We start from the raw sequence: 20253 nt of genomic DNA, 5'->3' as shown, positions 1-20253 counted from the left end.
AGGGCACCGCAAGCCCGCGAGCCGACCATCACACGATCGAGTTAAAGCGGCCTTGTGCGGACTCCTCGGCGAATGCGGACACGCCGTCGGCGCGGGTGCCGCCGGACAGGCGGCCCAGCAGGGCACGGACAATCGGACCGTCACGGACGTCGACCGTGACTTCCTGGTGAAGGTGCGGCAGGCCGGGCTGTGGGAGATCCCCGCCGGCCGACTCGCCCAGACCAATGCCACCAGCGAGACCGTCAAACGCGCCGGGCACCATCTCATCGACGGTCACAGCAAGCTCGACCAGCTCGTCCGTGAGGACGCGGAGATCCTCGGTGTCGAACTGCCCAACGAGGCGACCGAGGAACAGCAGGAGTGGGTCCGCCAGTTGAAGAACGCCCGGGGCGAGGAGTTCGACCGGCTCTTCGCCAACGTGTTGCGCGCCTCGCACGGGAAGATCTTCGCCACCATCGGCGAGGTCCGTGCCGCCACCCAGAACGACCTCATCCGCCGTCACGCCCGTCAGGCCAACCAGACCGTCCTGGACCACATGGAGGTCCTGGAGGACACCGGCCTCGTCGACCCGGAGACCTTCCAGGAGGTCGAGAAGGCCGTCGCCCCCGCCCCCAAGTAGCGACCGGCGACCGGCGACCGGCAAGGCGAAGCAGAGCAAGCACCAAGGAAACGTGGATCGGATGGCGCGAACCACTGGCGGTCGCATTTTGCATTATGCAATGATTGCGGTCGGGGAGCCGAGCCGGCGGTCGGCTGTCGCCTGGCGCTCAGGAGTGACACCGGCACGGTTACGCGGCAAGGGCAACACGCCGACCGCCGGCAAGGCCCCCCTCCACCACGACACACCGGCTCACAGGAAGTGGGTTGTTCCGTTCAGGCCGCCGCCTGGCGGACGATTTCCGCGACCTCGTAGCCGGCGCCGGTGATCGCCGCTCGTACGGCGGCGTCGTCGACCGAGTCCCCGCGTACGGTCACCAGGCCCGAGCGAACGTCGACGTCGACCTCGGTGACGCCCGGTACGGCCACCACCTCTTCGGTGACGCTCGCGGCGCAGTGGCCGCAGGTCATGCCGGACACGGTGAAGAACTTCTCGGCCATGACGGATGCTCCTGTCCTCTGTCGGCCCGCGACTGAGCCATCGAGGCTGGTGGGCCGCCTGGCAAGGTACGGCCGGGGGCTCCGCCGCGTTCAACACCCCCGGCTCGACGCCCTCCGGCACGGGGACTGTTCACCCGGCTGAGCGCCTTGAGTGGTGGCGGAGCGGAAACCGACTGACGGTGGATCACGTCAGGGCCGGGTCACGTCAGCTGACGAAAAAGCAGCTGCCCGGCCGTGGCGGAAGGACCATCAGATGCGTTCTGCTCGCATGATCTTCGCTGCGGCGGCGGCCACGGCCGTCCTCGCCATCACCGCCCCCGGTGCCTACGCCGGGGACGAGTGGAAGCACGAGGACAACGGATACAGCAAGGAGCACGACAAGAAGGACAAGCACGACGGCCCCCGTGGCGGCGTTCACGCGGGTGGCGGTGCCCTGACCTCGATCCCCAACGAGGAGGAGTGGGACTCCGGGCACGACAGCAAGGAGGAGAACTACAAGGAGCGCGAGCACGGCAAGGAGGCGTACGAGAGCGACCACGGCAAGCACGAGGGCGGCGGTTACAAGGAGAACGACTCGTACAGCGACCACGAGAAGGACTCCTGGAAGAAGGACGACCACGAGAAGGAGTACTGGAAGGACGAGCACGGCAAGCCGCGCGGTGGGGTGCACACGGGTGGCGGCGCGCTCGCCTCTCCGGCCGTGACCGCGGGCGGGATGGCCGTTCTGGCCGTCGCCGGCACCGGCATGTACGCGCTGCGTCGCAAGAAGACGGCCGGAAGCACTGCCTGAGCCATGCTCTCCGCGATACCGGGCGCGATAGCGGCCGCGGTCGCCACACCGTGCATCGTGTGGCGGCCCGGTCGACGCGCCCCCTTCCCCCCTTTACGCCCTTTTTGGACCTCTACCCTTTACACCCTTTTCGAGGTGGTATCCGATGGCAGCCGGTCCCTCTTCCCCCGGCGGCATCGATCCGGTGCCGGACCGCAGTGAGTCCCGTACGAGTCTGAATCTGACCGTGCTGTGCGCCGTGGCCCTGCTGGTCCTGGCGGTGAGCCTCTTCGGCGGCGAGAACTCCTCGTCCGACGGCGCGCGCCCGCCGCACGCCCGGCACGCCCCGCAGGCCGGCCACGCCTCCACCGAGGCATCGACCGAGGCCTCGGCCGGCGAGCGCCCGGCGGGAAGGCATCTGCCGCCGTCGCGGCCGATCCGGCTGCTCATCCCGAAGATCCGCGTCAGCGCCCCGTTCATCCCTCTGGAGATCGGCCGGTCCGGTGAACTGGAAGCGCCGCCCTCCGACGACGTTAACCTCGTCGGCTGGCACGCCGACGGAGCCTCTCCGGGGGAGACGGGCACCTCGATCGTCGCCGGGCACGTCGACACGGCGACGTCTCCGGCCGTCTTCGCGGAGCTGAGCGAGCTGGAGAAGGGCGACGTCTTCCACGTCGTACGGGCCGACGGCCGCAGGCCGACGTTCGTGGTCGACAGCGTGGAGACGTTCGCGAAGGACCACTTCCCCGACGAGCGCGTGTACGCCGACACCCCTGAGGCCCAGATCCGCCTCATCACCTGCGCGGGCGCCTACGACCGCACGGTCAAGGACTACACCGAGAACCTGGTGGTCTTCGGGCATCTGGCCTGAGCCGCGCGGTTGTCGCGTCGCCGGGCCGGCGCCGACAACGTGGCTGGACACGGGGACAGAAAGCGCTCCCCACGCGTAAGGCGAACAGCAGGGGACCGGCTGGCCAAAACCTCTTCTTCTGGTGGCCAAGAACGAATCAAGGAACGGCCATGATTCCTCCAGGCTGATCCATGATTCCGCAACTTGAACGTTTGAGCGTTTGGGCCGGACGTACGTTCCTCCCGTGAACTCTGACGTAGCACCACCCAGAGGCGACGGCGCCGAGGCGACCGGCCCCGCCGACGCCCCGATATCCCACGCGAAGCCCCGTGGCCGACGCGCGCTCCTGCGCGCCGCGCTGGCCGGCACCGCCGTCCTCGGGGGCGGCATCGCGGTCGGCACCTTCCCCGCCGACGCCGAGCCCGTCACCCGGACCACGCGCGCCTCCGCCTCGGCCGCCACCCGCACCCGGCCGAGCACGCCCGACGAGGCGCTGACGGAACTGTCGAGGGGCAACCGCCGCTGGCGGACCCTGCACCAGCAGCACCCCCACGAGGGCGCCGCGGTCCGCAAGGCCCTGACGACCGGTCAGCAGCCCTTCGCCCTCATCCTCGGCTGCATCGACTCCCGTGTCCCCCCGGAGCTGGTCTTCGACCAGGGCCTCGGCGACCTGATGACCGTGCGCAGCGCGGGCGAGGTCCTGGACGAGGCCGTACTCGGCAGCGTCGCGTACGGCGTGCTCGAACTGGACATCCCGCTGGTCGTGGTGCTCGGTCACCAGTCCTGCGGGGCCGTGAAGGCGGCGGTCTCGGCGGAGGAGACGGGTGAGGAACTGCCCGCCCACATCCAGTACATCGCCGACGCGATCGAGCCGGTGATCGACCACAGCGTGGAGGGCGACGCCCGGGTCGCCGCGACCATCGACGCGAACGTCCGCCTCGTCCGCTCCAAGCTCGCGGCCGAGCCCGACCTCGCCGCCAAGGTGAAGGCGGGCGAGGTCGCCATCGTCGGCGCCCGCTACGACCTGACGACCCAGCGCGTGCATCTGCTCAAGTAAGCGCCGCCCTGTAGCCCCTTGCAAGGGAGAGGCGGCCCCGGTGGGCACTCACCGGGGCCGCCTCGCATCACCGCCGCGCGCGTGGTTGTGTCCGCGTCCTGTCACAGCACGTCCGGGTGCTGTCACGTCTCGGCGGTACGGCTTGTCGGGGAGTTGTGGGCGCGGGCATCGTCTGTAGTGCGAGGCGGTGACTCGCCGCTGGCGCTCACGACGACGTGGAGGTGCGCCATGTGTTCCCACCAGCCCCAGTGCCCTTCGTACGACAGCCCCGCCCGCGACGCCGCGCACATCGTCGCCTTCCACCCCGAGCAGGGCTGGAACCTGCTGTGCAACGGGGCGATCGTCTTCGACGACACCGGTGAGATCCTTCCCGACGGCAGCATCGTCGCGCCGAGCCGCCTCGCCGTCGCCGCCTGACCCTGGCCCGGCGCTACGGCAGGACCGCGAAGCCGTCGAGTTCCACGAGGGCCCGCTCGTCCCAGAGTCGTACGACGCCGATCACGGCCATCGCGGGATAGTCCCGTCCCGCCAATCTCCGCCAGATACGGCCGAGTTGAGGCGCCCGGACGCGGTAGTCGGCGACATCCGTGGCGTAGACCGTGACGCGGGCGAGGTCGGCCGGTGTGCCGCCGGCGGCCTCCAGGGCGGTCAGCAGATTGCCGAGCGCCCGCTCGAACTGCTCCTCCAGCGTCTCGCCCACGACCTTGCCGTCCCCGTCGAGCGCGGTCTGGCCCGCCAGGAAGACGACCCGGGTGCCGGTGGCGACCACCGCGTGCGAGAAGCCGGTGGGCGGCGACAGTTCGGCCGGGTTGACGCGCTCGGTGCTCATACGGACGGCACCTCCTCCGCGTGGCGCGCGTACAACTCCTTCGCGATGACGGCCCGTTGGACCTCGCTCGCCCCCTCGTAGATGCGCGGCGCCCGCACCTCCCGGTAGAGGTGTTCGAGCAGATGGCCGCGCCGCAACGCCCGCGCACCGTGCAGCTGTACGGCCGCGTCGACGACATACTGCGCGGTCTCCGTGGCCAGCAGCTTCGCCATCGCGGCCCGCCCCGGTACGTCCGGGGCGCCCGAGTCGTACGCCGTCGCCGCCGCGTAGACCATGAGGCGGGCGGCCTCCGTGCGCATGGCCATCTCGGCCACCTGGTGGGCGACCGTCTGGAGGTCCCTCAACTTGCCGTCGAACGCCTCGCGTTGAGCCGTATGCGCGATCGTCGCGTCCAGCGCCGCCCGCGCCATGCCGACCGCGAAGGCGCCGACGCTGGGGCGGAACAGGTTGAGGGTGCCCATGGCGACGCGGAAACCGCGGTCGGGTTCGCCGAGGACGTCGTCGGCCGTGACGGGTACGGCGTCGAAGTCGAGGGCGCCGATGGGGTGCGGGGAGAGCATGTCGAGCGGGGTGCCGGTGAGGCCGGGGCGGTCGGCCGGGACCAGGAAGGCGGTGACGCCACGGGCGCCCGCGCCCGGGGTGGTGCGGGCGAAGACGGTGTAGAGGTCGGCCTCGGGGGCGTTGGAGATCCAGCACTTCTCGCCGGTGAGGCGCCAGCGGCCGGTGCCGTCGGGTTCCGCGCGCAGGGACAGCGCCGCCGCGTCCGAGCCCGCTTCCGGCTCGCTGAGCGCGAAGGCCGCGACCGCGTGGCCGCTGCTCACCCGGGGGAGCCAGCGGGCGCGCTGGGCCTCGGTGCCGTGGGCGTGGACCGGGTGGGCGCCCAGGCCCTGGAGGGCGAGTGCGGTCTCGGCCTCCGTGCAGACATAGGCCAGTGACTCGCGCATCAGGCAGAGGTCGAGCGCGCCCGAGGTGAACAGCCGGGAGAGCAGGCCCAGTCGGCCCAGCTCGGCGACCAGGGGGCGGTTGACGTGGCCGGGCTCGCCCTTCTCGGCGAGCGGGCACAGGCGTTCGGCGGCCAAGGCGCGCAGTTCGGCACACCAGGCGAGTTGTGCCGGTTCGAGCGAGAATACGGTCATTGCCGGTCCCCTCTCCCCTCATTGGGCCGCTTCCGAGGTTATCGCGAACTGTTGACTGCCGTCACCAAGGCGATACGCTCGCTGAGCGAGCCACCCCAGGCATGCGAGCCCACCCAGGCACGCGAGCCCACGCGACATGCGAGCCCACCACCACCGGGACCACAGCAGGGGGCGAACGTCATGAACTCCAGGGTCACCGCCCATGTCGACACCTTCGCCCGGGACCATCTCCCGCCTCCCGACCAGTGGCCCGAGCTCACCTTCGACCTCCCCGAACTGCGCTACCCCGCCCGACTGAACGCCGCCGCCGAACTGCTCGCCGGGGCCGCCCCCGAACGGCCGGTCTTCCACACCCCCGCCGGGGACACCTGGACGTACGGCGAACTCGGCACCCGGGTCGACCGCATCGCCCACACCCTCACCACCGCCCTCGGGGTCGCCCCCGGCAACCGGGTGCTGCTGCGCGGGCCCACCACGCCCTGGCTGGCCGCCTGCTGGCTGGCGGTGCTCAAGGCGGGGGCGGTCGCGGTGACGGTGCTCGCGCAGCAGCGGCCGTACGAGCTGGCGACGGTGTGCGAACTGGCGCGGGTGTCGCACGCGCTGTGCGACGTACGGTCCGTGGACGACCTGGTGAAGGCGGAGGTGCCGGGACTCAGGATCACCACGTACGGCGGGGACGGGCCCGACGATCTGCTCCGGCGGACGGTGAGCGAGGGGCCGTTCGAGGCGGTCGCGACGGCGGCCGACGACGTGGCGCTGATCGCGTTCACGTCCGGGACCACCGGGCGGCCCAAGGGGTGCGTGCACTTCCACCGGGACGTGCTGGCCATCGCGGACACGTTCTCGAAGCACGTGCTCGCGCCGCGCGCGGACGACGTCTTCGCCGGGTCTCCCCCGCTGGGCTTCACCTTCGGGCTCGGCGGTCTCGTCGTCTTCCCGATGCGGGCCGGGGCCAGCGCCCTGCTGCTCGAACAGGCGGGCCCGAAGCAGCTGCTGCCGGCGATCGCCGGGCACGGGGTGTCCGTGCTGTTCACGGCGCCGACGGCGTACCGGGCGATGCTCGGCGAGCTGAACGGGTTGGGCGGGCACGACGTGTCGTCGCTCCGGCGGTGTGTGTCGGCGGGCGAGAACCTGCCGGCGGCGACCTGGCGGGGCTGGCACGAGCGCACGGGGCTGCGGATCATCAACGGCATCGGCGCGACCGAGCTGCTGCACATCTTCATCTCCGCCGCCGACGACGCCATCAGGCCAGGGACGACGGGCGTTCCCGTACCGGGGTGGCACGCGCGCGTGCAGGACGCCGACGGGAAGCCGGTGCCCGACGGGCAGCACGGGTTGCTCGCCGTGCGCGGTCCGGTGGGGTGCCGCTATCTGGCGGATCCACGGCAGCGGGAGTACGTGCGGGGCGGCTGGAACGTCACGGGTGACACGTATGTCCGCGAGCCGGACGGGTACTTCCGGTATGTCGCGCGCGCCGACGACATGATCATCTCGGCCGGGTACAACATCGCGGGCCCGGAGGTCGAGGAGGCCCTGTTACGGCATCCGGACGTGGTCGAGGCGGCGGTGGTGGGACGGCCGGACGAGGCACGCGGTCAGGCCGTCGTCGCCCACGTGGTCGTCACAGCGGGAGCGGCCCGGGACCGCGAAGCCCTGCGCACATTCCTCAAGTCGGAGCTCGCGCCGTACAAGTGTCCGCGCGAGATCCTGTTCGTGGACGCGCTGCCGCGCACCGCGACCGGAAAACTTCAGCGGTTCCGCCTACGCACCCCTGGTGACCAGCAGTGATGCCGAAGACCTAAAATGATCAACGTGTCCGAACAGCACGCACCACGTTCGCTCATCGTCACCTTCTACGGCGCCTACGGGCGTTCGGTGCCGGGCCCCGTGCCCGTCTCCGAGCTGATCCGGCTGCTCGCCGCGGTGGGGGTCGACGCGCCCTCCGTCCGGTCGTCGGTGTCCCGGCTCAAACGCCGGGAACTGCTGCTCCCCGCCCGTACGGCGACCGGCGCGGCCGGGTACGCGCTGTCGGAGGACGCGCGGCAGCTCCTCGACGACGGCGACCGGCGGATCTACGCGACGGCGCCGGAGCGGGACGAGGGCTGGACGCTGGCCGTGTTCTCCGTACCGGAGTCGGAGCGGCAGAAGCGGCACGTGCTGCGCTCCCGGCTGGCCGGACTCGGCTTCGGCACGGCCGCGCCAGGAGTGTGGATCGCTCCCGCCCGGCTGTACGAGGAGACCCGGCACACGCTCATCCGGCTGCGGCTCGACCCCTACGTGGACCTGTTCCGGGGTGAGCACCTGGGGTTCGCGGCGACCGCCGAGGCGGTGTCGCGGTGGTGGGACCTGGCCGGGATCGCCAAGCAGCACGAGGCGTTCCTCGACCGGCACGCGCCCGTGCTGCACGCGTGGGAGCGCCGCGCGGACACCCCGCCCGAGGAGGCGTACCGCGACTATCTGCTGGCCCTGGACTCCTGGCGCCATCTGCCGTACGTCGATCCCGGGCTGCCCGCCGAACTGCTGCCGGCGAACTGGCCGGGGGTGCGCTCGGCGGCCGTCTTCCGGGCCCTGCACGCGCGGTTGCGGGACGCGGGGGCGGTGTTCGCGGGAGTGGAGACCGTGAAGCGCACAGAGGGTGTGGAGAGCAGTGGATCAGACACCGAGGGTGACACCGAACCGTAAAGTTCTGTAACGATTTTGTTCACTCAGGGAACCCTCAGGGTTCTGCTTCAATCTTCTCAGAATCCTTACCTACCATCCTGACGCATGAGTCTCATGCGCAATTTGAACCGGGCACTCACCGCCACCACCGGCCTACAGGTCCGCAAGGCCACCCCGGCCACCCCGGCCACCCCGGCCAAGCCGGCGAACCCCAAGGCCACGGCGCCCAAGCCGGCCGCCAAGAAGCCCACAGCGGTGTACCGATGTCCGGCTCCCGAGGAGCTCGCGACCGACCGGCTGCTGAGGCAGCCGGTCTTCATCATGTCTCCCGTGCGCTCCGGCTCCACCCTGCTGCGGATGCTGATGAACGCTCACTCGCGGCTGCACTCTCCGCATGAGCTGCACATACGCAGGCTCGAGGTCGGCTACGGCAGCAAACTGTCGCAGAAGGCGATGAGCGCCCTCGACCTGGAGCGCGGCGACCTGGAGCATCTGCTCTGGGACCGGGTCATGCACCGCGAACTGGTCAAATCGGGCAAGGACTTCATCGTCGAGAAGACCCCGAGCAACGCCTTCGTCTACGAGCGCATCCGGGACTGCTGGCCCGACGCCCGCTTCGTCTTCCTGCTGCGCCACCCCGTCTCCATCGCCCAGTCGTGGCACGAGGGCGACCCCGACAAGCGCACCTACGACGAGGCCGCCGCCGACGCGTTGCGCTATATGAAGGCCGTCGACAAGGCCCGCAAAGGACTCACCGGACATACCGTCCGCTACGAGGACATCACCGCCGACCCCGAGAAGGAGATGCGGCGGCTCTGCGAGTTCCTCGCCATCGACTTCGAGCCGGCGATGCTCGACTACGGCAAGAAGGACGACGCCCAGGTCGTCAAGGGCCTCGGCGACTGGCGCGACAAGATCAAGACCGGTCAGGTGCAGTCCGGGCGCACGCTGCCCACCGAGGACGACATCCCGGAGATCCTCCGGCCGATGTGCCAGGCATGGGGCTACAGCGAGTGAAGGCGCACGCAGAGATAGCCGAGGTGTGGCCGCGCGACGGCCGTATAAGACTCGTCGGCCGCATCCACGGGCTGCCCGCCCGTGACACCGCCGGTTCCTGGGAGCTGGTCCTCACCCGTCGCGCCCACCCCGACCGGCGGCTGCGCTACGCCGCCGACCTGAAGGGCGACCGCTTCGAGAGCGAACTGCCCGTCGCCGACCTCGCCGCGCCCGACTACGCCCCCGTGGAGGAATGGGACATCCACCTCTCCGACGGCCACGTCGAACTGCGCGCCGGAAAGCATCTCGACGACATCCGCGGCAAGAAGAAGATCTACGTGTTTCCGGAGCAGCACGTCGGGAACCTCGGGGTGCGCCCCTACTACACGATCAAGGACAACCTGTCTCTGGAGTGCCGTACGGGAGGCTCCGCATGACCGATCGTCGTCCCCTCCCCCACGTGCGCTACCTGCTGCTGCACGCCTATGGCCGCGGCGGCACCATCCGCACGGTGATGAACCAGGCCAACTCCCTGGTGGCGGCGGGCTGGAGCGTGGAGATCGTCAGCGCGGTGCGCCGCCGCGACGACATCCAGTTCCCGCTCGACGACCGGGTTCAGGCCTCCACGGTCGTCGACCTGCGCGAGGGCGCCCACACCCCGCCGTCCGGGCTCGTCGCCCGCTGGCGCGACCGCAAGCGCGACGAACTGCTTCAGACGCCCGCGCTGCACATCCCGAAGGGCGAGTTCGGCTACCGCTACTTCAACCGGTACGTCGAGGACCGGCTCATCGCGTACATGAAGTCACTGACCAGCGGCATCCTGGTGACGACCCGCCCGGCGCTGAACTTCCTCTCCGCCGACCACGCCACCAACGGCGTGATCCGCGTCGCCCAGGAGCACATGAACCTCGGCACGCACCGGAAGGACGTGCAGAAGCGCATCCAGGAGACGTACCCGCGCTTCGCCACCGTCGCCGTACTCACCGAGCGCGACCGCGAGGAGTACGCCGAACTGCTGCCCGGCACCGAGGTCATCCGCATCCCGAACGCCGTGCACTCCCTCGACCAGGTCGCCGCCGACCCCAAGTCGAAGATCGCGGTGGCCGCCGGGCGGCTCTTCCCGCAGAAGGGCTTCGACATGCTGATCCCGGCCTGGGCGAAGCTCGTCGAGTCGTTCCCCGAATGGCAGTTGAGGATTTACGGCAGCGGCGAGAAGAAGTCGGAACTTCGTAACCTGATCGACGTCCACCATCTCTACAATCACGTTCTCCTCATGGGGCACACCGACCGTCTGGACGACGAACTCGCCAAGGCGTCCTTCTACGTGCTCAGCTCACGGTTCGAGGGACTTCCGATGGTGATGATCGAGGCGATGAGCCACTCCCTTCCGGTGGTGAGCTTCGACTGCCCGACCGGCCCGGCGGACGTGCTGACGCACGGCGTCGACGGTCTGCTGGTGGCACCGGAGGACCCCGACGCGCTGGCCGACGCCATGGCGAAGCTCATGGCCGACGAGGCGATGCGCGCCGACATGGGGGTGGCCGCGGTACTCACGGCCGCCTCGTACGGCCCGGACGCCGTTCACCCGCGCTGGGAAGCCCTGTTCACCGACCTCCACGAGCAACGGCACGGCACCGCCGCCGTGGCCGGCTCCGCGAAAGGACACGCATGACCACCTCGTCCAAGGGCCAGGGAGCCACGATCTGGCTCACCGGCCTGCCGAGCGCGGGCAAGACGACGATCGCCCGCATACTCGCCGGCCGGCTGCGGTCCGAGGGGCACCGCGTGGAGGTCCTCGACGGCGACGAGATCCGTCGCTTCCTCTCCGCCGGCCTCGGCTTCTCCCGCGAGGACCGCAACACCAATGTGCAGCGCATCGGCCTGGTCGCCGAGGTCCTCGCCCGCAACGGCGTCCTCGCCGTCGTCCCCGTCATCGCCCCCTACGCCGACAGCCGCGAGGCCGTCCGCAAGCGGCACGACGTGAGCGGCACCCCGTACGTCGAGGTCCATGTCGCCACCCCGGTCGAGGTGTGCAGCGAGCGCGATGTGAAGGGCCTGTACGCCCGTCAGGCCGCCGGCCAGCTCAAGGGCCTGACCGGTGTCGACGACCCGTACGAGCCGCCGGCCGACCCGGCGCTGGTCCTCGCCACGCAGGACCAGACGCCCGAGGAGTCGGCGGCGTCCGTGTACGCCCTGCTGGCGGATCGGGGTCTGCTCGTATGACCGTCCACACCCTGTCCCATCTGGACGCGCTGGAGTCCGAGGCCGTCCACATCTTCCGCGAGGTGGCGGGCGAGTTCGAGCGGCCGGTGATCCTCTTCTCCGGCGGCAAGGACTCCATCGTCATGCTGCACCTGGCGCTGAAGGCCTTCGCCCCCGCGGCGATCCCCTTCTCCCTGCTGCACGTGGACACCGGGCACAACTTCCCGGAGGTGCTGGAGTACCGCGACCGTACGGTGGCCGAGCACGGTCTGCGGCTGCATGTGGCGTCCGTGCAGGACTACATCGACCGCGGGGTGCTGCGCGAGCGTCCCGACGGGACGAGGAACCCTCTGCAGACCGTCCCGTTGACGGAGAAGATCCAGTCGGAGAAGTTCGACGCCGTCTTCGGTGGTGGCCGCCGTGACGAGGAGAAGGCCCGCGCCAAGGAGCGGGTGTTCTCGCTGCGGGACGAGTTCTCGCAGTGGGACCCGCGGCGGCAGCGGCCCGAGCTGTGGCAGCTGTACAACGGCCGCCACGCGCCTGGGGAGCATGTGCGTGTGTTTCCGCTGTCCAACTGGACCGAGCTGGACGTCTGGCAGTACATCGCCCGCGAGGGCATCGAGCTGCCCGAGATCTACTTCGCCCACCACCGCGAGGTGTTCATGCGGGGCGGGATGTGGCTGACCGCCGGCGAGTGGGGCGGGCCGCGCGAGAACGAGACGGTCGAGAAGCGGCAGGTGCGGTACCGGACCGTGGGTGACATGTCCTGCACGGGCGCCGTCGACTCGGACGCCGTGACGTTGGACCAGGTCATCGCCGAGATCGCCGCGTCCCGGCTCACCGAGCGGGGCGCGACCCGCGCCGACGACAAGCTGTCCGAGGCCGCGATGGAAGACCGTAAGCGCGAGGGGTACTTCTAAGCATGAGCATGACCATCACGGACACCACCAGCACGGGCATGACCACCATCGACACGCTGCGGTTCGCCACGGCCGGGTCGGTCGACGACGGCAAGTCCACGCTCGTGGGGCGGCTGCTGCACGACTCCAAGTCGGTCCTCGCCGACCAGTTGGAGGCCGTGGAGCGGGCGTCGGCGAGCCGGGGCCAGGACGCGCCCGATCTCGCGCTGCTGACCGACGGTCTGCGGGCCGAGCGGGAGCAGGGCATCACCATCGACGTGGCGTACCGCTACTTCGCGACCCCGCGCCGCCGGTTCATCCTCGCCGACACACCCGGCCATGTGCAGTACACCCGCAACATGGTGACCGGTGCCTCCACCGCCGAGCTGGCCATCATCCTCGTCGACGCCCGCAACGGTGTCGTCGAACAGACGCTGCGGCACGCGGCGGTGGCCGCGCTGCTGCGCGTGCCGCACGTGGTCCTCGCCGTCAACAAGATGGACCTCGTCGGGTACGAGGAGAAGGAGTTCATCCGGATCGTCGAGGACTTCGGCCGACACGCGGAGGAGCTGGGGCTGCCCGGCTTCACTCCGATTCCGGTCTCTGCGCTGGTGGGTGACAACGTAGTCGACCGGTCCGCGCACATGGACTGGTACGACGGGCCCGCGCTGCTGCAGTACCTGGAGACCGTGCCGGTGGGTGTCGAGGCCGCGGACGCGCCGGCCCGCTTCCCCGTGCAGTATGTGATCCGGCACGGCGATGAGCGCTACTACGCGGGGCAGTTGGTGTCCGGAGCGCTGCGGGTCGGTGACCGGGTGACGGTCCATCCGTCCGGGGAGACCTCCGAGATCGTCGGGATCGATGTGCTGGGTGAGGCGGCGGAGGTGGCGTTCGCGCCACAGTCGATCACCGTGCGGCTGTCGGATCAGCGGGATGTGTCGCGGGGCGACATGATCACGGCCGGGCCATGCCCGCCGACGTTGACGCGGGATGTGCGGGCGGCGGTCTGTCATCTGGCGGAGCGGCCGTTGCGGGTGGGTGACCGGGTGCTGGTCCGGCATACGACGCGGACCGTGAAGGCGATCGTCAAGGAACTGGGCGGGGTCGAGTCGTTGGCCGCGAATGATCTGGGGCGGGTTGTGCTGCGTACGGCTGAGCCGTTGGCGTTGGACGACTACGCGGAGGTGCGGCGGACCGGGGCGTTCATCCTGGTGGACCCGGCGGATGGGGCGACGCTTACGGCGGGGATGGTGGAGCTGGTGTAGCTCGCCTTCTGTGCGAGGGCACCCGGCTTCCTGCTGAGCGGGGGTCGGGTGCGCTCACCGGCAGCTTGCCGGGTGCCGCTGCGCCCACCCTCCCCCATCGCCCCAGCGGCACGATTGCCCGCAGCTATGGCAGCGTGAGTCGGGGCTTCGGGGTGTCCGTGCGGCCCGTGTTCGGGCGGCGGCTGCCCGCACGGTACGGGGTGGGCCAGGTCACGCCCGGCCCTTCGTAGCCCTGCTCGGCGGCCGCGTGGAGGGTCCAGTGGGGGTCGTAGAGGTGGGGGCGGGCCAGGGCGCAGAGGTCGGTGCGGCCGGCCAGGATCAGGGAGTTGACGTCGTCCCAGGAGGAGATGGCGCCGACGGCTATCACGGGGACGCCGGCCTCGTGGCGGATTCGGTCGGCGTACGGGGTCTGGTACGAGCGGCCGTATGCCGGGTGCTCGTCGGCCACCACCTGGCCGGTTGACACGTCGATCGCGTCCGCGCCGTGGGCCGCGAAGGCTCGGGCGATCTCCACGGCGTCCTCGGCCGTCGTACCGCCGTCCGCCCAGTCGGTGGCGGAGATGCGGACGGTCATGGGGCGTTCCGCGGGCCATACGGCCCGTATCGCGTCGAAGACTTCGAGCGGGAAGCGGAGCCGGCCGTCGAGGGAGCCGCCGTAGCGGTCGGTGCGGTGGTTGGTCAGGGGGGAGAGGAAGCCGGAGAGCAAGTAGCCGTGGGCGCAGTGGAGTTCGAGGAGGTCGAAGCCGCTGCGGGCGGCACGGACGGCCGCCGACGTGAACTGTTCGCGGATGTCGGTCAGTTGGGCCCGGGTGAGTTCGCGGGGCGTCTGGCTGCCCGGCTTGTACGGGATCGGAGAGGCCGCCACCAGGGGCCAGTTGCCCTCGTCCAGGGGGTCGTCGATGCCCTCCCACATCAGCTTGGTGGAACCCTTGCGGCCGGAGTGGCCCAACTGGACGCCGATCGCCGTGCCCGGCGCCTGGGTGTGCGCGAACGACACGATGCGGTGCCAGGCGTCGGCCTGCCGGGAGTTCCAGAGTCCGGCGCAGCCCGGGGTGATCCGCCCCTCCGGGCTCACGCACACCATCTCGGTCATCACCAGCCCGGCGCCGCCGAGGGCCCGGGCGCCCAGGTGGACGAGGTGGAAGTCGCCGGGGACGCCGTCGGCCGCCGAGTACATGTCCATCGGCGATACGACGACCCGGTTGCGCAGGGTCAGGCCGCGCAGCCGGAACGGGGTGAACATCGGGGGCGTACCGGGCGGGCAGCCGAACTCGCTCTCCACGGCGCCGGTGAAGTGCGCGTCGCGCAGGCGCAGGTTGTCGTGGGTGACGCGGCGGCTGCGGGTGAGGAGGTTGAACGCGAACTGCCGGGTGGGCTGGGAGAGATGGAGCCCGATGTTCTCGAACCACTCCAGGCTGGCCCGCGCCGCCCGCTGGGTGGAGGCGACGACGGGGCGCCTCTCCTCCTCGTACGCCGCCAACGCCCGTTCCAGGTCCGGCTGTTCCTCCAGACAGGCGGCCAGCGCCAACGCGTCCTCGACGGCGAGCTTCGTACCGGAGCCGATGGAGAAGTGCGCGGTGTGCGCGGCGTCGCCGAGCAGTACCAGATTGCCGTGCGACCAGCGTTCGTTGACGACCGTGCGGAAGGTGGTCCAGGTGCTGTTGTTGGAGCGCAGGGGGCGTCCGCCGAGCGCGTCCGCGAAGAGCTTGGCGCAGCGGTCGATCGACGCGGCGGCGTCGAGTTCCGCGAAGCCGGCGGACCGCCACACCTCCTCGCGCATCTCGACGATGACGGTGGACGCGCCGAATTGATTCTGTGGCCCGGAGGGCCTCGTTGAGGGGTGGTGGTCGGGTGACGGGCGGGCGTACGGGTAGCCGTGCAGTTGCATCACACCGTGTTCGGTCTCGGCGATCTCGAAACGGAACGCCTCGAAGGCGAAGTCCGCGGCCAGCCAGATGTAACGGCAGCGATGTTCCTCGACGGACGGCCGGAACACCTCCGCGTACGCCCCGCGCGTGCCGCTGTGCACGCCGTCCGCCGCGATGACCAGGTCGTACGTCTCGCAGAGCCATTCCGGGTACGGGGCCTCCGTACGGAACCGCAGTTCCACGCCGAGGGCGTGACAGCGTTCGTGGAGGATCTGGAGGAGTCTGCGGCGGCCCAGGGCCGCGAAGCCGTGTCCTTTGGAGGTGTGGCGGGTGTTTCTGTGGACGATGTCTATGTCGTCCCAGCGGGTGAAGTGGTGTTGGAGGGCCTCGTAGACGACTGGGTCGGCGTGTTCTATGCCGCCGAGGGTTTCGTCGGAGAGGACTACTCCGAAGCCGAAGGTGTCGTTGGGGGCGTTGCGTTCCCAGAGGGTTATTTCGCGGGTGGGGTCGAGGCGTTTGAGGAGGGCGGCGGCGTAGAGGCCGCCGGGGCCGCCGCCGACGATTGCTATGCGTTGGGGGTGGCTGGTCTTGATGGGCGGCTGCGGGTCCGTTGTGGCTGGTCGCGCCCACGCGGCGGTAGCCGCAGATTCAACACAGCCCCGCGCCCCCAGCTCCTCCGCCGCTGACGTTGGCTTCATCGGCCCTGCCACTTCGGGGGGCGTTTTTCCGTGAACGCCGCGTGGAATTCCGCGTAGTCCTCGCCGTTCATCAGCAGGGCCTGGGTTGCGGCGTCCAGTTCCACCGCTGCCGCCAGCGGCATGTCCAGTTCCGCCGTCAGTAGGGCCTTCGTCTGGGCGTACGCCAGGGCCGGGCCCTCGGACAGGCGGTGGGCCAAGGTCTGGGCGGCCTCGTCGGCGCTGCCCTCGTCCGTGAGTTGACTGATGAGGCCGATTCGCTCGGCCTCGGGGGCGCGGACCGGTTCGCCGAGCATCAGCAGGCGGGTGGCGTGGCCGAGACCCACGACGCGGGGCAGGAGGTAGGCGGCGCCCATGTCGCCGCCGGACAGGCCTACGCGGGTGAAGAGGAACGAGAAGCGGGCGGTCGGGTCCGCGACGCGGAAGTCGGCGGCCAGGGCGAGGACCGCGCCGGCGCCCGCCGCCACGCCGTGCACGGCGGCGATCACCGGGAACGGGCACTCGCGTACGGCCCGTACGACCTGCCCCGTCATCCGGTTGAAGTCGAGCAGTTGGGAGGTGTCCATCGCGAGGGTGGCGCCGATGATCTCGTCGACGTCGCCGCCGGAGCAGAAGCCGCGGCCCTCGCCGGCCAGCACCAGTGCCCGTACGGACTTCTCCCGGGACAGTTCCGCGAGCAGGTCGCGCAGGTCGGCGTAGGCGCCGAAGGTGAGGGCGTTCAGCTTCTCGGGGCGGGTGAGGGTGACCGTGGCGACGCCATCGGCGATCACGCACCTCAGGTGCTGCCAGTCGGGGGTGCGGGTGACGGAGCCGGTGAAGGGACTCATGACGGGCGGCCTCCTCTGGGGCTACCTGCCGCGGCGCTGCGGCTACTTCCCTATCCCACGAAGCTATCACCCATATATGACTGTCGTCATGAGTGCGCGATAGACCGTTGTCGGTCACGTGACTCGGTCACGGGTGCTCTACAGGCCCGTAACGGCGGGCGCGGTCGTGGTCGGCCGAGCGTTGGGCTGGGTACACCGCCTGACAACGGGGCCGATGGTCCCCGTACCATCCCTAAAGTTGAAAGCAGGACGACCATGACCTGCGCCATGAACGGATCCGCCGCCTTGCAAGAACCCCCTGCCCCCGCCTCCTGGCGCATCGCGCTGCCGCAGACCGCCGCGGCTGTGCCCGTGGCCCGTGCGCTGGTCCGTACGGCGCTGACCGATCTGGAGCATGGGTCCGACCACGATACGGCGGAACTGCTCACGGCGGAGCTGGTGGCGAACGCGGTCGAGCATGCGGTGGGAGACGGGCAGATCGAGCTGGTGGTGGAGCTGCTGCCGGGTGGGTGCAAGGTGGAGGTGCACGATCCGGATCCGGCGCCGCCGGGGGATCTCACCGGGGTGGGGTGCGGCGAACCGGACCCCTGGCAGGAGCATGGGCGCGGCCTGCTCCTCATCCGGGCTCTCAGCTCGTCCTGCGGCCACCGCCCCACCGACTCGGGCAAGGCGGTCTGGTTCCGCCTCCCTACCGTCCCGCCCCAGCGCCGCCCCTCCCCGTAGACCCTGTCGGCTCAGGCCAGCGTCGCCACCAGGACCGCCTTGATCGTGTGGAGGCGGTTCTCGGCCTCGTCGAAGACCACCGAGTGGGCGGATTCGAAGACCTCGTCGGTGACCTCCAGGGAGTCGAGGCCGTGGAGGTCGTGGATCTCGCGGCCGACCTTGGTGCCGAGGTCGTGGAAGGCCGGGAGGCAGTGGAGGAACTTGACGCCGGGGTTGCCGGTGGCGTTCAGGACGTCCATGGTGACGGCGTAGGGCGAGAGCGCGCCTATGCGCTCGTCCCAGACCTCCTTGGGCTCACCCATGGAGACCCAGACGTCGGTGGCCACGAAGTCCGCGCCCTCAACACCCTCGTGGATGTGCTCGGTGAGCGTGATCCGCGCGCCGCTGATCTCGGCGAGCTTGCGCGCGTGGGTGACGATCTCCTCGGCGGGCCAGTAGGCCTGCGGGGCGACGATACGGACGTCCATGCCAAGGAGTGCGCCGGTGACGAGGTACGAGTTGCCCATGTTGAAGCGGGCGTCGCCGAGATAGGCGAAGGCCATCTCGTCGAGCGGCTTGTCGCTGTGCTCGGTCATGGTCATCACGTCGGCGAGCATCTGGGTGGGGTGCCAGTCGTCGGTGAGGCCGTTGTAGACCGGCACACCGGCGTACGCGGCGAGTTCCTCGACGTTCGCCTGGCTGTCCCCGCGGTACTCGATCCCGTCGAACATCCGCCCGAGGACGCGCGCGGTGTCCCGTACCGACTCCTTGTGGCCCATCTGCGAACCGGACGGGTCGAGGTAGGTCGTCGAGGCCCCCTGGTCCGCCGCGGCGACCTCGAACGCGCACCGCGTGCGCGTCGAGGTCTTCTCGAAGATCAGCGCGATGTTCTTGCCGCGCAGGTATCGCGTCTCCGTGCCGGCCTTCTTGGCCGCCTTCAGTTCCACGGCCAGGTCGATCAGACCCCGGAACTCCTCCGCGGTGAAGTCCAGCTCCTTGAGGAAGTGGCGCCCGGCGAGGGCGTGGGGGACAGTCGCCATGGGAGGCACTCCAGGGTTCAGGGGCTTCAGGGGGCCGAGAATGGAAGTCTATACGACATTCCACATTTCTATACAGGGGACCTCTCCACCGGGCAGCTCATACAGCGCGGGCCGCCCCTCCCCCGCCCCAGCTCGCTCCCGGGGATCTCGATCACCTCGATGCCCTGCTTGCGCAGATGCGTATTGGTAGTGGCGTTGCGTTCGTAGGCGACGACGACGCCCGGCTCGACGGCGAGGACGTTGCAGCCGTCGTCCCACTGCTCGCGCTCGGCGGCGTGGACGTCCTGGGTGGCGGTCAGGACGCGGATCTCGTTCAGCCCGAGGGCGGCCGCGATGGCGCGGTGCATGTGCTCCGGCGGATGGTCGGTGACCTTGAGTTCCTTCTCGCCGACGCCGGGCTCGATGGTGTACGAGCGGAGCATGCCGAGTCCGGCGTACTGAGTGAAGGTGTCGCCGTCGACCATGGTCATCACCGTGTCGAGGTGCATGAAGGCCCGGCGTTTCGGCATGTCGAGCGCGACGATCGTACGGGCGGAGCCGGCGGCGAACAGTTTGGTGGCGAGCATCTCGACGGCCTGGGGAGTGGTCCGCTCGCTCATGCCGATGAGGACGGCGCCGTTGCCGATGACAAGGACGTCGCCGCCCTCGATGGTCGAGGGGTAGTCGGCCTGGCCTTCCGACCAGACGTGGAACGTCTCGTCGCGGAAGAGGGGGTGGTGGCGGTAGATCGCCTCGAAGTGGACCGTCTCGCGCTGGCGGGCGGGCCAGCGCATGGCGTTGATGGAGACCCCGTCGTAGATCCAGGCGGAGGTGTCCCGGGTGAAGAGGTGGTTGGGGAGGGGGTCGAGGAGGAAGTCGTCGAGTTCCATGACGTGGAAGCGGACGGAGGCCGGTTCGAGGTGCGCGTCCAGGAACTCCCGCTTGGTCATGCCGCCGATCAGAGCCTCGACCAGTTCACCGAGGGGCAGGGTCTCGAAGGAGGCTCTGAGGTGGTCCGTGGCGAGCGGGCCGTACTCCTTCTCGTCGAAGACCCGGTCCAGGACGAGCTCGCGGGCTTCCGGGATCCGCATGACATCCGTGAGCAGGTCACCGAAGAGGTGGACGGCGACTCCGCGGTCGCGCAGCACGTCCGCGAAACCGTCGTGCTCCGCGCGCGCCCGGCGCACCCACAGCACGTCGTCGAAGAGGAGGGTGTCCTTGTTGCTGGGGGTGAGCCTTTTGAGCTCTAGGTCCGGCCGGTGCAGGATGACGCGGCGCAGCCGCCCGGCCTCGGAGTCGACATGGAATCCCATGTCTTCATCCTCACCATTCGGGCGCGTGTTCACCCGCTGGTCGACCGGATCCGGGAGTCGACCTCCC

At 70.0% G+C, this 20253-nt stretch carries 21 protein-coding genes; 14 read left to right on the top strand and 7 right to left on the bottom strand.

Features of this window, described 5'->3' with window-relative positions; all coding sequences use genetic code 11:
• A partial coding sequence (locus F3T56_RS26670; protein ID WP_149827895.1) for a DUF4142 domain-containing protein occupies positions 1-619 on the top strand: 619 nt, incomplete at its 5' end.
• Positions 620-873: 254 nt separating this feature from the next.
• Here F3T56_RS26670 and F3T56_RS26665 read toward each other — a convergent pair.
• A complete protein-coding gene (locus tag F3T56_RS26665) occupies positions 874-1098 on the bottom strand; it encodes a heavy-metal-associated domain-containing protein (RefSeq protein ID WP_149827894.1) in 225 nt (74 codons plus the stop codon).
• Positions 1099-1351: 253 nt separating this feature from the next.
• Here F3T56_RS26665 and F3T56_RS26660 point away from each other — a divergent pair, with 253 nt between their 5' ends.
• The 4 genes from F3T56_RS26660 to F3T56_RS26645 all read left to right on the top strand — a co-directional run bounded on the left by F3T56_RS26660 (position 1352) and on the right by F3T56_RS26645 (position 4191).
• Positions 1352-1888, top strand: coding sequence for a hypothetical protein (locus tag F3T56_RS26660; RefSeq protein ID WP_149827893.1), 537 nt, complete (start codon positions 1352-1354; stop codon positions 1886-1888).
• 145 nt (positions 1889-2033) lie between these two features.
• Entirely contained in the window at positions 2034-2738 is a 705-nt protein-coding gene (locus tag F3T56_RS26655; RefSeq protein ID WP_172639152.1) for a class F sortase, read from the top strand.
• A 223-nt stretch (positions 2739-2961) separates the two neighbouring features.
• The gene (locus tag F3T56_RS26650) at positions 2962-3774 is read left to right on the top strand and encodes a carbonic anhydrase (protein ID WP_149827892.1); all 813 of its coding nucleotides are present in this window, start codon (positions 2962-2964) and stop codon (positions 3772-3774) included.
• A gap of 228 nt (positions 3775-4002) precedes the next feature.
• Positions 4003-4191: a DUF5999 family protein gene (locus F3T56_RS26645; RefSeq protein WP_149827891.1), complete on the top strand. Its 189-nt coding sequence runs from the start codon at positions 4003-4005 to the stop codon at positions 4189-4191.
• 13 nt (positions 4192-4204) lie between these two features.
• Here F3T56_RS26645 and F3T56_RS26640 read toward each other — a convergent pair whose 3' ends face one another.
• The gene (locus F3T56_RS26640) at positions 4205-4603 is read right to left on the bottom strand and encodes a RidA family protein (protein WP_149827890.1); all 399 of its coding nucleotides are present in this window, start codon (positions 4601-4603) and stop codon (positions 4205-4207) included.
• Positions 4600-5739 (bottom strand): acyl-CoA dehydrogenase family protein, encoded by a 1140-nt coding sequence (locus tag F3T56_RS26635; protein ID WP_149827889.1) that lies wholly within the window; start codon positions 5737-5739, stop codon positions 4600-4602. The genes F3T56_RS26640 and F3T56_RS26635 overlap by 4 nt, the downstream gene beginning before the upstream one ends.
• A gap of 51 nt (positions 5740-5790) precedes the next feature.
• Between F3T56_RS26635 and F3T56_RS26630 the strand changes: the two genes are divergently transcribed.
• From F3T56_RS26630 to F3T56_RS26595, 8 genes are all read left to right on the top strand, one after another.
• A complete protein-coding gene (locus F3T56_RS26630; protein WP_425473625.1) occupies positions 5791-7527 on the top strand; it encodes an AMP-binding protein in 1737 nt (578 codons plus the stop codon).
• A gap of 15 nt (positions 7528-7542) precedes the next feature.
• On the top strand, positions 7543-8421 hold the full coding sequence (locus F3T56_RS26625) for a PaaX family transcriptional regulator (protein ID WP_149827887.1): 879 nt from the start codon (positions 7543-7545) through the stop codon (positions 8419-8421).
• A gap of 84 nt (positions 8422-8505) precedes the next feature.
• Positions 8506-9417, top strand: coding sequence for a sulfotransferase family protein (locus F3T56_RS26620; protein WP_149827886.1), 912 nt, complete (start codon positions 8506-8508; stop codon positions 9415-9417).
• Positions 9414-9833 carry a hypothetical protein gene (locus F3T56_RS26615; protein WP_246203891.1) on the top strand — a complete coding sequence of 140 codons (420 nt, stop codon included), beginning with the start codon at positions 9414-9416 and terminating at the stop codon, positions 9831-9833. Before F3T56_RS26620 ends, F3T56_RS26615 begins: the two co-directional genes overlap by 4 nt.
• Positions 9830-11068: a glycosyltransferase family 4 protein gene (locus F3T56_RS26610; protein WP_149827884.1), complete on the top strand. Its 1239-nt coding sequence runs from the start codon at positions 9830-9832 to the stop codon at positions 11066-11068. Before F3T56_RS26615 ends, F3T56_RS26610 begins: the two co-directional genes overlap by 4 nt.
• On the top strand, positions 11065-11619 hold the full coding sequence (gene cysC, locus F3T56_RS26605; protein ID WP_149827883.1) for an adenylyl-sulfate kinase: 555 nt from the start codon (positions 11065-11067) through the stop codon (positions 11617-11619). Before F3T56_RS26610 ends, cysC begins: the two co-directional genes overlap by 4 nt.
• Positions 11616-12518 (top strand): sulfate adenylyltransferase subunit CysD, encoded by a 903-nt coding sequence (gene cysD / locus F3T56_RS26600; protein ID WP_149827882.1) that lies wholly within the window; start codon positions 11616-11618, stop codon positions 12516-12518. Before cysC ends, cysD begins: the two co-directional genes overlap by 4 nt.
• A gap of 8 nt (positions 12519-12526) precedes the next feature.
• On the top strand, positions 12527-13762 hold the full coding sequence (locus tag F3T56_RS26595; protein WP_149827905.1) for a sulfate adenylyltransferase subunit 1: 1236 nt from the start codon (positions 12527-12529) through the stop codon (positions 13760-13762).
• A 124-nt stretch (positions 13763-13886) separates the two neighbouring features.
• Here the strand turns inward: F3T56_RS26595 and F3T56_RS26590 are convergent, their stop codons facing one another.
• Both F3T56_RS26590 and F3T56_RS26585 read right to left on the bottom strand, forming a co-directional pair.
• Positions 13887-16328, bottom strand: coding sequence for a bifunctional salicylyl-CoA 5-hydroxylase/oxidoreductase (locus tag F3T56_RS26590; RefSeq protein ID WP_149827881.1), 2442 nt, complete (start codon positions 16326-16328; stop codon positions 13887-13889).
• Positions 16325-17152, bottom strand: a complete 828-nt coding sequence (locus F3T56_RS26585; RefSeq protein ID WP_149827880.1) for an enoyl-CoA hydratase family protein — start codon at positions 17150-17152, stop codon at positions 16325-16327. The genes F3T56_RS26590 and F3T56_RS26585 overlap by 4 nt, the downstream gene beginning before the upstream one ends.
• A gap of 255 nt (positions 17153-17407) precedes the next feature.
• Between F3T56_RS26585 and F3T56_RS26580 the strand changes: the two genes are divergently transcribed.
• Positions 17408-17875 (top strand): ATP-binding protein, encoded by a 468-nt coding sequence (locus tag F3T56_RS26580; RefSeq protein WP_149827879.1) that lies wholly within the window; start codon positions 17408-17410, stop codon positions 17873-17875.
• Positions 17876-17886: 11 nt separating this feature from the next.
• On the opposite strand, the gene argF is transcribed toward F3T56_RS26580, so the two are convergent.
• The gene (argF, locus tag F3T56_RS26575) at positions 17887-18894 is read right to left on the bottom strand and encodes an ornithine carbamoyltransferase (RefSeq protein WP_149827878.1); all 1008 of its coding nucleotides are present in this window, start codon (positions 18892-18894) and stop codon (positions 17887-17889) included.
• A gap of 68 nt (positions 18895-18962) precedes the next feature.
• Positions 18963-20186 carry an arginine deiminase gene (locus F3T56_RS26570; RefSeq protein WP_172639151.1) on the bottom strand — a complete coding sequence of 408 codons (1224 nt, stop codon included), beginning with the start codon at positions 20184-20186 and terminating at the stop codon, positions 18963-18965.
• Between the last annotated feature and the right edge of the window lie 67 nt (positions 20187-20253).

Source organism: Streptomyces tailanensis, from assembly GCF_008386495.1.
GTDB lineage: Bacteria > Actinomycetota > Actinomycetes > Streptomycetales > Streptomycetaceae > Streptomyces > Streptomyces tailanensis.
This window is presented reverse-complemented; position numbering and strand designations above follow the sequence as displayed.